General features: G+C 57.1%; 13 protein-coding genes. 7 read left to right on the top strand and 6 right to left on the bottom strand.

The window, feature by feature from the left end:
- Positions 1–34: 34 nt before the first annotated feature.
- Positions 35–472, top strand: coding sequence for a nitrate reductase cytochrome c-type subunit (locus tag EKL02_RS15655; protein WP_241687881.1), 438 nt, complete (start codon positions 35–37; stop codon positions 470–472).
- Between the two features lie 11 nt (positions 473–483).
- Entirely contained in the window at positions 484–1,065 is a 582-nt protein-coding gene (locus EKL02_RS15660; RefSeq protein ID WP_128902903.1) for a cytochrome c3 family protein, read from the top strand.
- A 48-nt stretch (positions 1,066–1,113) separates the two neighbouring features.
- Here the strand turns inward: EKL02_RS15660 and hemN are convergent, their stop codons facing one another.
- A complete protein-coding gene (gene hemN, locus EKL02_RS15665) occupies positions 1,114–2,544 on the bottom strand; it encodes an oxygen-independent coproporphyrinogen III oxidase (protein ID WP_128902904.1) in 1,431 nt (476 codons plus the stop codon).
- 178 nt (positions 2,545–2,722) lie between these two features.
- Here hemN and EKL02_RS15670 point away from each other — a divergent pair, with 178 nt between their 5' ends.
- The gene (locus EKL02_RS15670; protein WP_241687738.1) at positions 2,723–3,172 is read left to right on the top strand and encodes a YbaN family protein; all 450 of its coding nucleotides are present in this window, start codon (positions 2,723–2,725) and stop codon (positions 3,170–3,172) included.
- Here EKL02_RS15670 and EKL02_RS15675 read toward each other — a convergent pair.
- Entirely contained in the window at positions 3,135–3,575 is a 441-nt protein-coding gene (locus EKL02_RS15675; protein WP_128902905.1) for a ProQ/FinO family protein, read from the bottom strand. The two genes, EKL02_RS15670 and EKL02_RS15675, sit on opposite strands and share 38 nt — an antisense overlap.
- Before the next feature lie 164 nt (positions 3,576–3,739).
- Between EKL02_RS15675 and EKL02_RS15680 the strand changes: the two genes are divergently transcribed.
- Positions 3,740–4,759 carry a serine/threonine-protein kinase gene (locus tag EKL02_RS15680; RefSeq protein ID WP_128902906.1) on the top strand — a complete coding sequence of 340 codons (1,020 nt, stop codon included), beginning with the start codon at positions 3,740–3,742 and terminating at the stop codon, positions 4,757–4,759.
- A 13-nt stretch (positions 4,760–4,772) separates the two neighbouring features.
- On the opposite strand, the gene EKL02_RS18695 is transcribed toward EKL02_RS15680, so the two are convergent.
- Positions 4,773–4,907, bottom strand: a complete 135-nt coding sequence (locus tag EKL02_RS18695; protein ID WP_277750569.1) for a hypothetical protein — start codon at positions 4,905–4,907, stop codon at positions 4,773–4,775.
- 180 nt (positions 4,908–5,087) lie between these two features.
- Between EKL02_RS18695 and EKL02_RS15685 the strand changes: the two genes are divergently transcribed.
- The 3 genes from EKL02_RS15685 to EKL02_RS15695 all read left to right on the top strand — a co-directional run bounded on the left by EKL02_RS15685 (position 5,088) and on the right by EKL02_RS15695 (position 7,779).
- Positions 5,088–5,639: an NAD(P)H-dependent oxidoreductase gene (locus EKL02_RS15685; RefSeq protein WP_128902907.1), complete on the top strand. Its 552-nt coding sequence runs from the start codon at positions 5,088–5,090 to the stop codon at positions 5,637–5,639.
- 335 nt (positions 5,640–5,974) lie between these two features.
- Positions 5,975–7,240, top strand: a complete 1,266-nt coding sequence (locus tag EKL02_RS15690; RefSeq protein ID WP_241687739.1) for an AI-2E family transporter — start codon at positions 5,975–5,977, stop codon at positions 7,238–7,240.
- 59 nt (positions 7,241–7,299) lie between these two features.
- A complete protein-coding gene (locus tag EKL02_RS15695) occupies positions 7,300–7,779 on the top strand; it encodes a hypothetical protein (protein ID WP_128902908.1) in 480 nt (159 codons plus the stop codon).
- Between the two features lie 480 nt (positions 7,780–8,259).
- On the opposite strand, the gene EKL02_RS15700 is transcribed toward EKL02_RS15695, so the two are convergent.
- From EKL02_RS15700 to EKL02_RS15710, 3 genes are all read right to left on the bottom strand, one after another.
- Positions 8,260–9,402: an outer membrane beta-barrel protein gene (locus tag EKL02_RS15700; RefSeq protein WP_128902909.1), complete on the bottom strand. Its 1,143-nt coding sequence runs from the start codon at positions 9,400–9,402 to the stop codon at positions 8,260–8,262.
- A 109-nt stretch (positions 9,403–9,511) separates the two neighbouring features.
- On the bottom strand, positions 9,512–10,801 hold the full coding sequence (locus EKL02_RS15705) for an ice-binding family protein (protein ID WP_164932045.1): 1,290 nt from the start codon (positions 10,799–10,801) through the stop codon (positions 9,512–9,514).
- Positions 10,802–11,366: 565 nt separating this feature from the next.
- Complete coding sequence (locus tag EKL02_RS15710; RefSeq protein ID WP_128902911.1) at positions 11,367–12,197, bottom strand: response regulator; 831 nt, start codon at positions 12,195–12,197, stop codon at positions 11,367–11,369.
- Positions 12,198–12,202: the final 5 nt, after the last annotated feature.

The raw sequence follows: 12,202 nt of genomic DNA on the forward strand, positions 1-12,202 counted from the left end.
GAACATCATGAAAAAACTACTCATTGCGCTTCTGATGCTGCCCGTTCTGGCATTTGCCGCGCCGGGCGGTACCGGCGCGCATGACGCCATGCGCGGCCCGACCCCGATACTTGAGACGACCACACCGCCACCGCTGCTCAACCCGGACAACAGCGACGTGCGCCGCTCGCGCAACTATGCCATGCAGCCGCCCGTCATCCCGCACAAGGTCGAGGGCTACCAGCTCGACAAGAATGCCAACCGCTGCATGATGTGCCATGCGCGCACCCGCACCCAGGAAAGCCAGGCGCCGATGATCAGCGTGACGCACTTCATGGACCGCCAGGGCAACTTCCTGGCCGAACTGTCGCCGCGCCGCTATTTCTGCATGCAGTGCCACGTGCCGCAGGCAAATGCGAACCCGCTGATTGAAAACCGCTTCATTGATGCCGATACCATGCTGAACAAGCCAGCGCCGGCCACGAAAAAATGAAGGGAGCCGCCATGAAACAATTGCTGAAGCGCTACTGGAATGTCCTGAGGCGGCCCAGCGTCCACCTGAGCTTCGGCTTCCTGGTGATCGGCTCATTCATTGCCGGCATCATTTTCTGGGGCGGCTTCAACACCGCCCTGGAAGCCACCAATACCGAAAAATTCTGTACCGGCTGCCATGAGATGCGCGATAACGTGTTTGTTGAACTGCAAAACACGATCCACTTCTCCAACCGCAGCGGCGTGCGCGCCACTTGCCCGGATTGCCATGTGCCGCACAAATGGACTGACAAGATCGCGCGCAAGATGCAGGCATCCAAGGAAGTCTGGGGCAAGATTTTCGGCACCATCGATACGCGCGAAAAATTCGAGGCGCACCGCCTGCAGCTGGCCAACAATGAATGGCGCCGCTTGAAAGCCAACAACTCGCTCGAATGCCGCAATTGCCACCAGTTCGAATCGATGGATTTCACCAAGCAGAGCAAGCGCGCAGTCGATGCCCATTCCACCTTCCTCGCCGGCGGTGAAAAGACCTGTATCGATTGCCACAAGGGGATCGCCCACACGCTGCCCGACATGGCAGGCGTGAAATAAAAAAACGGCGCCGCAATGGCGCCGTTTCTGTATCGGGCAAAGGCAGTATCAGATCGTCTTGGAGTAACGCATGCGTTCCAGCTTGATTTCGTGCGGCATGCCCAGATAACGGTCGAACACCATGCAGATATTGCGGATCAAAAGCCGCCCCTTCGGCGTGACGGTAATGCCTCCTGCCGTCATTGTCAGCAGGCCATCTTCCTGGAGCTGCTGCACCTGCTGCAATTCACGGGCGAAGTAAGTGCCAAAGTCGATGGCAAATTCCCGTTCGATGGCCGGCATCGACAGCGCAAAATCACAGGCCAGTAACTGGATCACGCGACGGCGCAGGAAGTCGTCGGCGTTCAATGCCAGGCCGCGCGCCACCGGCAATTCGCCGGCGTCGATGCGCTGGTAATAGTCTTCGAGCTTTTTCTCGTTCTGGCTATAAGTGCCGCCCACCGCGCTGATTCCCGAGACGCCGCACGACACCAGCTCGGCTTCCGCATGGGTGGAATAGCCCTGGAAGTTGCGTTGCAGGCGATTTTCCCGCTGCGCCACCGCGAGGTCGTCGCCCGGCTTGGCAAAGTGGTCCATGCCGATATACACATAACCCGCGCCTGTCAGCCGTTCGATGCACAGGGCCAGCATGTCGAGCTTGGTTTCCGGGCTGGGCAAATCCTCTTCGAGGATCAGTTTCTGCGACTTGAACAGCTGCGGCATGTGCGCGTAGTTGTAAATCGAGATACGGTCCGGGTCGGCATCGATCACCTTGGAAAGCGTCTCGCTCATCGTGCGCATGTTTTGCTTGGGCAGCCCGTAGATCAGGTCGATGCTGATGGAACGGAAACCTGCGTCCCGCGCCGCGTTGATCACGGCGAGCGTTTGCTCCTGCGGCTGGATGCGGTTGACGGCCTTTTGCACTTCCGGGTCGAAGTCCTGCACCCCCAGGCTGATGCGGTTGAAGCCCTGGGCGCGCAACACATGCACGCGCTCCGGGTCGACCGTGCGCGGATCGATTTCAATCGAATATTCGCCAACCTCGTCCGGAGCAAAACTGAAGGATTTCCGCATATGCGCCAGCAAGCCATCCATCTGCGCATTCGACAGGTAAGTCGGCGTGCCGCCACCGAAGTGCAGCTGCTCGACCTGGTTCATGCCCTCGAAAAGCTGCGCCTGCATCGAGATTTCCCGCAGCAGGTAATCGAGATAGATGTCCGCCTTGTTATGGTCGCGGGTGATGATCTTGTTGCAACCGCAGTAGTAGCAGAGCGACTCGCAAAACGGGATGTGCACGTACAGCGACAGCGGCGTGGTGGCGCCAGCGGCACGCACGCGGGAGACTGCCTGCAGATAGTCTGCATTGCCGAATCCCGGCGTGAAACGGTCCGCTGTCGGATACGAGGTGTACCGCGGCCCCTGTTTGCTGTGGCGGCGGATCAGGTCGGCGTCGAACTGGACGAGCGGACCGGTGATGGGTAATTCTGCGGGGGCAGTCATGTTGCGCACTCCTTGCGACTCGATACGCAAGTGTACGAGCGCAGTGCAGCAAAAGTGGTTGATCCAGGTCAAGCAAAACCAGGTGGACGCGCTCCTGGCGCTGCAAAGGGCATGATCAAAACATCAAGTTAGGAGGCTTGATCTGGATTATTTCCATTCTGCCGATGCACGGAGTAGCATGCATGCCATGCCACCCCTGTTGCCTGCGGAAACCGCCGCAATGAAAATCGTCCTGAATGTCGTCGCAAGCATTGCCGTTGTACTGGCAATCCTCGGACTATTCCTGCCACTGCTACCGACCACGCCTTTTTTGCTGCTGGCCTCGGCCTGCTATGCCCGCGGCTCGACGCGGATGCACAGGTGGCTGCTGCACAACCGGCTATTCGGCGAAACCCTGCGCAATTATGAAAACAACAAGGCCATTCCCTTGCGCGCCAAGGTCGTCGCCCTGGTCCTGCTGTGGAGTTCGATGCTGTTTTCAATCTGGACAGTCGGCCATCCAGCCCTGAAGGGAATACTGCTGGTGATCGCCCTGGGCGTCACCGTATTCCTGTTGCGCATGAAAACCCTGCAACCGGCCCCGGTCGAGATCAGCGGGTGCGCGAAAACTTCGCCGCCAGCTGATTGAGTTTCTCGCTGCGCCGCTGCGCTTCCTCGTCGGCTTTTTTTTGCGCGTCCTGGGCCTGCCGTTGCGTCTTGCGCAGTTCGGCATCCTTTTTCAGGCGCTCGTCGAGCGCCTTGCCCGCATGGGCGCGCTGCTCTTCCGTGACCTCGCCGGCGGCGTTGCCATCCAGGTCGAAGCGGGCAGTCGCCTTTTTCATCGCCTTCAGATACCGCAACGAATTGGTATGCATGCCGAGCGCAATGCGCAGCGCCTTGCGGTTCAGGTCCGGCTGGCGTTCGATCAGCTGCTTGTCGATGCCGATGGCCAGCGGCAGGCAATCGCGCAACACGGCAAAATTCGTCTGCAATTCCTTCAGCAGGGCACGTGCGACTTGAAAGGGGCTGGGCACGTTGTTTTCGATACTCATACAGGATAAAAAGAGTGAATTTCCAAAGGAATGCAGGATATCACGGAGTCGCGCCCGTTCCTTGCGTTGGATACGCCTGAGACTGTGGCAATTTTTTCTTGGACACCAAAAGTTACCCTAAAAAAACTAGCAAACTGGCAACATTAATGGCATGCTTTACAAACATGACACTCGCCAACCCCATTGCCACCAATAAAGATACCCTGAGCCGCATCGGCCGCTTTCGCATCATCCGCGAACTTGGCCGCGGCACCATCGGTTGCGTCTATCTCGGGCATGACCCGGTCATCGACCGCGAAGTCGCCATCAAGACCTTCCTGCCCTCGATGGCGGCGCCGGCACGCAGGCGCATGGAAGAACAGTTCATCAATGAAGCGCGCGCCTCCGGACGCCTGAACCATACGAATATCGTCACAATTTACGAAGCCTATTCGGAAAGCGGCACGACCTATATTGCGATGGAATACCTGCAGGGCACCGAACTGCACCGGTTGCTGGCGGCCAAGCACAAGTTTTCCACCAGCGACATTGCCTCGATCATTTATCGGCTTGCTGGCGCCCTGGACTTCGCCCACAAGCACAATGTCGTGCATCGCGATATCAAGCCGGCGAATATCTTCCTGGTCGCCGACAATCAGCCCAAGCTGATGGATTTCGGCATTGCGCGCGCCCCCAACCGCGTCGCGGATGAACAGGGTGACAGCAACGACGCGCCCTACACCCTGTATTGCAAGGACAACCTGCTCGGCACGCCGAATTACATGTCGCCGGAGCAAGCCACCTACTCCCCGGTCGACCACCGTACCGATATCTATTCACTGGGCGCTGTGATGTACGAGATGCTGACCGGACGCCGGCCGTTCGTGGCGGAAAACGTCGAAAAGCTGCTGGAAAAGATTGCCCACAGGGCCCCCAAGGCGCCGCATGAAATCAATCCGGAAATACCGGAAGGCCTGTCGGCGATCGTCATGCGCGCCATGAGCAAGCGCCCGGAAAAGCGCTTTGCCAGCGCAGCCGACATGGCCGAAGAAATCAAGCGCTACGTATTGGAAGGCAAGCGCCGGCGCCGCGAAGACCGCACGCGCGAAGGCGAGGAAAAACGGCGGCGCAGCGACCGCCCGCAGGAAAAGAACAATCCGGGTTTGCTCGGCCGGCTTTTCAGAACGGTCAGCGGAAAATCCTGAGCCGCATCCCGCCTTAGCGCACCAGCGCCAGGAGCGTGACAGCAGCAGCCAGCGAGGCGGTGCACAGTGCCGCGATTCCCATGCGCTTGCGGTTGTATAACGCGGTGCGGCGACCGAGATAGATTTTGTTGTACAGTGAATGTCCCATGGCCCCACCTCCCCGGCAGTAATAATTTTACGCGTGAACTGAAATCAAACTGATCCTGGCATGTCTGTCTAACAGCCATGGATCAACGATACCAGCACCACGGAAGTTGTCTGGCAAAGAAACAAAAATTTACATCCCCTTGCAACGGACTTTTCAACCTTACAACGTCAGGAGCACAGCATGAATCAATACCAGATCGCCGTCATTGTCGGCAGCCTGCGCCGCGATTCCATGAACCGCAAGTTTGCCGATGCCCTGATACGCCTGGCGCCGGCGGAATTCTCCTTCAAGCAACTTGATATCGGCACCCTGCCGCTGTACAACCAGGACAATGAAGCCAACCCGATGGAAGCGGTCAGGCAACTGAAAGACGACATCAAGGCGGCGCAAGGCGTGCTGTTCGTCACCCCCGAATACAACCGTTCGATTCCCGGCGTGTTGAAAAACGCCATCGACCATGCGTCGCGTCCCTATGGCCAGAGCGCCTGGGCAGGCAAGCCGGCCGGGGTGATCGGCGTGTCTCCCGGCGCCATCGGCTCAGCCCTGGCGCAGCAGCATTTGCGCAATATCCTGGCGTACCTCAACATGCCCACCCTGGGGCAGCCGGAAGCGTTTGTGCAAGCCAAGGAAGGTTTATACGATGATGCCGGCAATATTGGCGAAGCCAGCAAGAAATTCCTGCAGGGGTGGATGGGTCGCTACGTCGACTGGGTCAAACAGCACGCGGCCTGATGTAGCCGGCATCCAGGTATCGGGCCAGCTCGATAGCTCCGACATACATAAGCGCGCTGTAATTCCAGGGTGACCGGGATGCCTGCACTGGATCCCCTTTCGCGTCCAACTTTCTTCACAATGCCTCAGATCTTAGGGCAAAAAACGGTTACTACCAACGAACCGTGCGAGTGTACGTCAGCGCACCGATAAATTCCCAAACTCAACTTATAGTTGCCCATCAACTCGCGAAGCGCGCTACCGGCGCTGCCAGGCGCGGCTCCTACACTACAGCGAAACGACCGTCATGTTGCCGGTTGTGCTGCATATTTTGGGAATACAACAGAGATTCGGCCTTGCCGGCCACCACCTATGCACATTGCGAGCAGACGTCTCGCACAAAGGCCATTATGCAAACCAGCAGAATTTTGAATGACATTCCCGCACTGACGACTCCGTCGATTTCTGAAGCGCGCATGCAGGATTCACCGGCCGATGCCGCCCTCACGCCCAGCTCCGCGGCGGCACTGGTTCCGCCCGTCTCCCGAGGCGCTGCACTCACGATTATTGCAACGGTGGCACTCGTGTTTGCGCTGCAGTGGGCGGAAAACTTTTTCATCCCCGTCATTTTCAGCATCCTGATTTCTTATACGTTGACGCCGGTCGTGGCCTGGCTGGAACGCATCAAGGTTCCACGTATCGTCGGCGTCAGCCTGATACTGCTCACGCTATTGGGCGGGACTGTCGCCGTGGTTGATTCGCTCCACACTGAATTTCAATTGATAGTGCAACGCTTGCCAGATGCGGCGCACCAAATCACGACGGCGATATCCAAAGCGCAGGGCGGCCAGCAGAGCACCATGCAAAAAATGCAGGCAGTTGCCACTGAAATTGAAAAAGCGACCGCGCAAGAAGCCGGTGCGATTCCTGGCGCCAAACGGGTGCCGGCTCCAATTGTAATCGCCCGTCCCGCCTTTAAACTGCAGGAATGGTTATGGGCAGGGTCAATGAGCGCCGCCGGCTTCCTCGGGCAAGCGACCATGGTTGTATTCCTGGTGTTTTTTCTTTTACTGTCCGGCGATAGCTTTAAACGCAAGCTGGTGAAGATTACGGGGCCATCGCTGGCATCAAAAAAAATCACGATTCACATCCTGGACGATATTAACCAATCGATCCAAAGCTATATGTTCATGCTGCTGGTCACAAACATCTTGCTGGGCGTGTTGCTATGGGGGGCGTTTCGCTGGATTGGCCTGGAAAACGCCGGCGCCTGGGCCGTTGCCGGCGCATGCTTGCATATCATCCCCTATTTTGGGCCAATGATTATCGCCCTGACCACCGGCCTCACGGCGTTCATGCAGTTTCAATCATTATCGAAAATGTTTCTGGTATCCGGCACTTCGCTGCTGGTCGCGGTCCTGGTCGGCACTTTTATCACGACCTGGATGACCGGGCGGATTGCAAAGATGAATGCGGTTGCAGTGTTTATCGGCCTGCTTTTTTGGGGATGGGTCTGGGGTATCTGGGGCCTGTTGTTGGGCATCCCGATTATCGTGATGGTGCGGGTGATTGCAGAACACATCGAAGGCTGGCAGCCAGTGGCGGAATTGCTGGGCGAATAAAATCGCCTGCCAATAAAGCCGATTACTTATACAACCCTGTATTTTTTAAAAGGCATCACATGAAAAAATTTATTTTTGCAGCAAGTTTGCTCGCCTTGAGCTCCGCGGCAATTGCGGCTGACGTTGGCGTATCGGTCAATATTGGCCAGCCTGGATTTTATGGCCAAATTAACATCGACAACGTACCACAGCCGCGCGTCGTCTATGCTCAACCTGTGCTGATTCAGCGACCGGCACGTTACGTCGAGCAGCAGCCAGTCTATATGCGGGTGCCGCCAGGACATGCCAAGAAATGGTCGAAGCACTGCGCCAAATACAATGCTTGTGGCCAGCGCGTGTATTTTGTGCAGGACAGCTGGTACAACAATGAATATGCGCCACGTTATCGTGCGCAGCAGGGCGATCTGAATTCCCATCATGACAATGGCCGTGACGGTCATCCTGGCAATTACGTCAGGCAAGATCGGAATGAAAAACAGGATAGAACCAGCAATCATGATCACGGCAATGGCCATCAAAAAGGCAACGGCAAGCATTAACGCTACACTGACGCAGTAACCGGGATGATCCTCTAAAGAGTCAAGAAAGGATCGTTCCCCCTATAAGATTGTCATTCCTAGGAAACGCCGCTGTTTCTTCTACCTCGGTTACGACATATCCGTGCCAGCGAAAATGCCTTGATCGTCAGATATGCATCCAGCTTCCTCGTCCATTCTTGCAGTATCTGTCGTCCCACACGTCCTCCCCCCTCCATTCTGGTGCCGCTTTGGTGTACTGCCAGACACGGCAGTGCACGCTCTTCAACGTCGTAGACTCCGAACGCTTCGCGCAGTGATCGGCGCTCGGGAAGCGCATAGACGATGCCGTCGGCTTTCTTAAAGGCAGGTATCATCACATGTTCATAGAATTTGACGGGCACATTGATGCAGCCACAGGAAAGCAAGACTTAAAGTGAAAGAGGCTGGCACGATTTGCATCGTGCCAGCCTCTTGTCTGCGCTTTAACGGATCTTTCCGGAATTACCTGGTGCCAGAGACTTGAACTTCCACCCGACGATCAGGTTGCAGGCATGCAATCAGCTGCGAACTGGCTTTCGTGCCTTTACATTCGCCTGGCTTGGTCACCGGGTCGGCGCCATTGACGCCTTTAGACGTGATCTTGACGGCCGGGATGCCTGCCGATTGTGCCAGATAAGCCTTGACCGCTTCCGCACGGCGGCTGGACAGTTTCACGTTGTAGGCATGCGAACCGAGGCGGTCGGTATGGCCGGTGACGATCACGACATCAAAGGCGGTACCCTTCAAATCAGCCGCCAGCTTGTCGAGCGCCTGCTTGCCGGCCAGCTTGAGGGTCGTCTTGTCGAAGTCGAACAACGAATCGGCGGCAAAGCTCACACGGGTCGCTACCGGCGCTGGCGCCGGAATGACAGTGACAGGTGCCGGCTGTGACGCAGGTGCAGCCGCAACGAATACCGGCGTATCAACGCGCGCTGCCGGGGTGGGTGTTTTTGCGCCGAAGCGGTAAACCAGCCCAACCGAGATCAACTCGATGTCGCCCTTGTTACCGACGGCATCGTTGATACGATAGCGTTCCACTTCGCCGCGCATCGCCAGCGCGTCAGTAAACGCGTACTGAAGGCCTACGCCGAGCTTGTAGTTGGCGGCGCGCTTGCTCGGATTCGGATTGGTGACGGTCACTGCACCGGTGCTGACGAAACGATCCCGGGTTTGCGCATAGGTAACACCGGCGCGGCCGAATGCGGAAAACTTTTCCGTGATCGGCAAAATACCGACCAGGTCGAGATTCAGGCCTCTGATCTTGGCATTGCCGGTCAGCGTGCCGGCCGGTATCGTGTTGGCGGTATATCCGAACTTGCCCAGATCGAAATAGCCGCCTTCGAGGGCGAGATTCCTGTTCAGCTGATAGCCGCCAAGAACCTTGTAGCCGGTAGCGCGGTCGTCATCAGTGATCGTGCTCGATGAAAAGCCGCCGTTCAACAAGCTGCTACTGATGCGGGCGTCGTCGATGGTCGCCCTTGACTGGCCGATATTGGCACCGGCATACCAGCCGGCCTGATTGGTTTCGTCGGCCATGGCGAAGGGGCTGGTGATCGCTGCGAGAGCAATCAAACCCAGCGCCCGTGATGCGCTTGCTAATTTCATACAGTGCTCCAGGAAAATTTCAGAATATTTGTGAGGCGAGCTTGTTGCATGTTCAAGGCATTGCCGGACCAAACCGGTGCGTCGTTCAGCCGGCATGCGTCATGCATTTTTACTGGCAACCAAGCGGTGCAGTGACATGCCCGGGCACGGAAACGACGTTGGAGTCAAACACGAACGCGCCAGCGGTGAATGCGCCGGCAAACAAGCGGCCGCACGAGGTGGCACCGGTCGTCATCGTGATATCTGCGCCGGCCAGGATATTGCCTTGCCATACAGAGTTCGTGCCAAGCGTGGCGGAAGTGCCCGCCTGCCAATAAACATTGGATGCCTTGGCGCCGTTGATCAGGAGGATGCGTGCGCCCGCTGCAGTGCCGATGGTGCTTGACGACTGGAAGATGAAGGAAGCATCAGGGTCGTTCTGGCCATCGAGCGTCAGATCACCGGTGATCAGGATCGACGTGGTGGATTGATAGACGCCCGGAGCGAACAGATTGTCTCCCTGAACCAGTGCATTGCCGGTCGGTGCACCGAGGGTTGTGCCAGCCGCAATCGTGGTGGCGCCGCCCAGCGAACCAGCTGCCGGAGGGCCGGCCGGTGGGGTAATGCTCAGATACGCAGCACGCAAGTCAGCCTGCACCGCATTGGCAGTGGTGGTATCTGGGAATGTTGGCGTAATGACGGTGCCATTGATGGTCGGCGGGGAACCGCCACACAGGCCAAAACCGCCGACGTTATCGACCATTACTGCATTACAGGTGGCGGTTGGATTCAGTACCACATTGCCATTGATATGGCTGATCGGGACAGTCAGCGTATTGGTGACGCCGGCAGTTGCGGCAATGCCGTACGAAGAGGCTGTTCCAAGATTGACCGCTGAAGGAGGCGTTACCGCGGCGACTGGGGCTGTCTTGAAGTTCCATGCATAGTCACAACCCATCGCCCTGCCAGCGGCGCTCGTGGCGGCCTTCAGGATCACCGCAGTATAAGCGGTGTTGGGCAAGAGCGCCGACGCGGTGGTGAAAGTCGCGACGTTGGTGATGGCGTTATAGGTGACCGATGCCGGGACAAGCGCCGCGCCGCTCGCAGGGGCAACGGCAAAGCTGGAAGAATTGATGGTCGCGGCAATCATCGGCATGCTGAAAGTCGCCGTAATCAATTTGCCGCCGCCAGCCACGCCATTGGTGCCCGTGGTCGCTGCCTGGCTGCCACTGACCGGATTCGTCACGGATACTGCCGGAATGGTGGCGCCATCGACCGGGCATATCGCCCCCGGAATGATTGAGCCCACCGGGACTGTAAACACGGCAACGCCGGCGCCCAGGATCGGGGCGCGTCCGCTATCGCCACCGCCGCAACCGGCGATGAAGGCAACCAGCAGGCAGGGAGTAAGCCACTTCATTCTTGTGGAGTACGTTTCTAATCTGTTCATTTTGTTTTCTTTCGGTTTGGAATGACTGTGGTTAAGCTGACACGTGGCGCCAGAGTGAATCCACTTGCTTGGGAACCGCCCAAGTTCAAAAAATAGAAACGCGGTTCGTATGGAGGAAGCTTGCGCTGTTGCAAGCATTTGATCGGTGCGCTAGCGAACGCAGCGCCCATTACCGCCATGCACAGAGCCTTCTAAGCCGCCGGCATTGTTCTGGGGGCGCCGCAAATGGGCTTTGCGCTGATCATAGCTGCCGCATAGTGCAACATGATGCCCCTGACGCCTATGCCAAGGGCACCTCGCTGACCATCTTCATCTGGGGGTGTACGACTCTTGGCAAACGGCGGGGAGCGGGACTGATGCAGCAAACGATGAAGCCGAGAATCAGACAGAACCTTGAGCAACAGCCAAGGCCGTTCCCTGAGAGACCGCCCGCGCTGTGCGATGACCAGCGCGCAGACGCTCGACAATGGAATCAACGACGAGGGGATTTCAGTATGTTCAAAAATGATCTCCGCCGCAGCAAGCTTTTAATGTATTAACGAGCAGCAAGCATACGATGCGTGACATCCATCCCCACGCCGCGATAACCGACAAACCGGCTGGCGGTATCGAAAATCGGCTCACCGCTGACTTGCAGATACTGAATCGTGCCGTCGGCAATGGTGCGGCTATAAATGAGATCCAAAAATGGCTTGCGGGCGGCGATATTCGATTCGAGCATTGCCCGCTCAGCCGCATTCCAGCCATCCAGTATCGTAGTGGTGGAACCTAGCATTTGGTCTGGCGCAATGCCAAGCATCTCAAATACGGGGCCAAACACTTTGGTGAATTTTCCGAGAGCATCTTGCTCCCAATACCAGTCCGACGACAATTCCGTAAAACTGCGAAACCGGGCTTCGCTCTCGCGCAATTCTGCCGTGCGTTCTTGCACTGTTTGTTCAAGTAGCCTGTTGTAGTTATCAAGCTTTTGATAGAGCAGACGCACTTCCAGCATGTTGTGAATGCGGGTCTGCACTTCGACCAGGTCGAATGGCTTGCTGACAAAATCTTTAGCGCCGGCTTGCAACGCCCGCAGCTTGTGCCCCGGTTGCGCGGTGATCACTAGTACAGGCAAATAACCTTCCGCCTCCAACGGCTTTAACTTCTCCATGACTTCGAAGCCATCCATCTCCGGCATTTGCAGATCAAGCAGAATCAGGTCGTAGCGATTTTTACGGTGCAACTCTGCCACTGACTGTGGGTCGCGCGTCGATGAAATCTGCAGATAGCCGGAATTGCGCAGCATTTGCTCGAGCAGCAGGACGTTGGCCTCTTGATCATCCACGATCAAGATAGCGGCATGTAATATTTCTGACTTTTCTAACACGGTGT

It is taken from the genome of Janthinobacterium sp. 17J80-10, from assembly GCF_004114795.1.
In the GTDB taxonomy this organism is placed as follows: domain Bacteria; phylum Pseudomonadota; class Gammaproteobacteria; order Burkholderiales; family Burkholderiaceae_D; genus Paucimonas.

Bases quoted from the DNA above. Each gene is read 5' to 3' on its own strand.
- EKL02_RS15655 (WP_241687881.1), top strand. From the start codon at position 35: ATGCTGCCCGTTCTGGCATTTGCCGCGCCGGGCGGTACCGGCGCGCAT.
- EKL02_RS15660 (WP_128902903.1), top strand. From the start codon at position 484: ATGAAACAATTGCTGAAGCGCTACTGGAATGTCCTGAGGCGGCCCAGC.
- hemN (WP_128902904.1), bottom strand. From the start codon at position 2,544: ATGACTGCCCCCGCAGAATTACCCATCACCGGTCCGCTCGTCCAGTTC.
- EKL02_RS15670 (WP_241687738.1), top strand. From the start codon at position 2,723: ATGCATGCCATGCCACCCCTGTTGCCTGCGGAAACCGCCGCAATGAAA.
- EKL02_RS15675 (WP_128902905.1), bottom strand. From the start codon at position 3,575: ATGAGTATCGAAAACAACGTGCCCAGCCCCTTTCAAGTCGCACGTGCC.
- EKL02_RS15680 (WP_128902906.1), top strand. From the start codon at position 3,740: ATGACACTCGCCAACCCCATTGCCACCAATAAAGATACCCTGAGCCGC.
- EKL02_RS18695 (WP_277750569.1), bottom strand. From the start codon at position 4,907: ATGGGACATTCACTGTACAACAAAATCTATCTCGGTCGCCGCACCGCG.
- EKL02_RS15685 (WP_128902907.1), top strand. From the start codon at position 5,088: ATGAATCAATACCAGATCGCCGTCATTGTCGGCAGCCTGCGCCGCGAT.
- EKL02_RS15695 (WP_128902908.1), top strand. From the start codon at position 7,300: ATGAAAAAATTTATTTTTGCAGCAAGTTTGCTCGCCTTGAGCTCCGCG.
- EKL02_RS15700 (WP_128902909.1), bottom strand. From the start codon at position 9,402: ATGAAATTAGCAAGCGCATCACGGGCGCTGGGTTTGATTGCTCTCGCA.
- EKL02_RS15705 (WP_164932045.1), bottom strand. From the start codon at position 10,801: ATGAAGTGGCTTACTCCCTGCCTGCTGGTTGCCTTCATCGCCGGTTGC.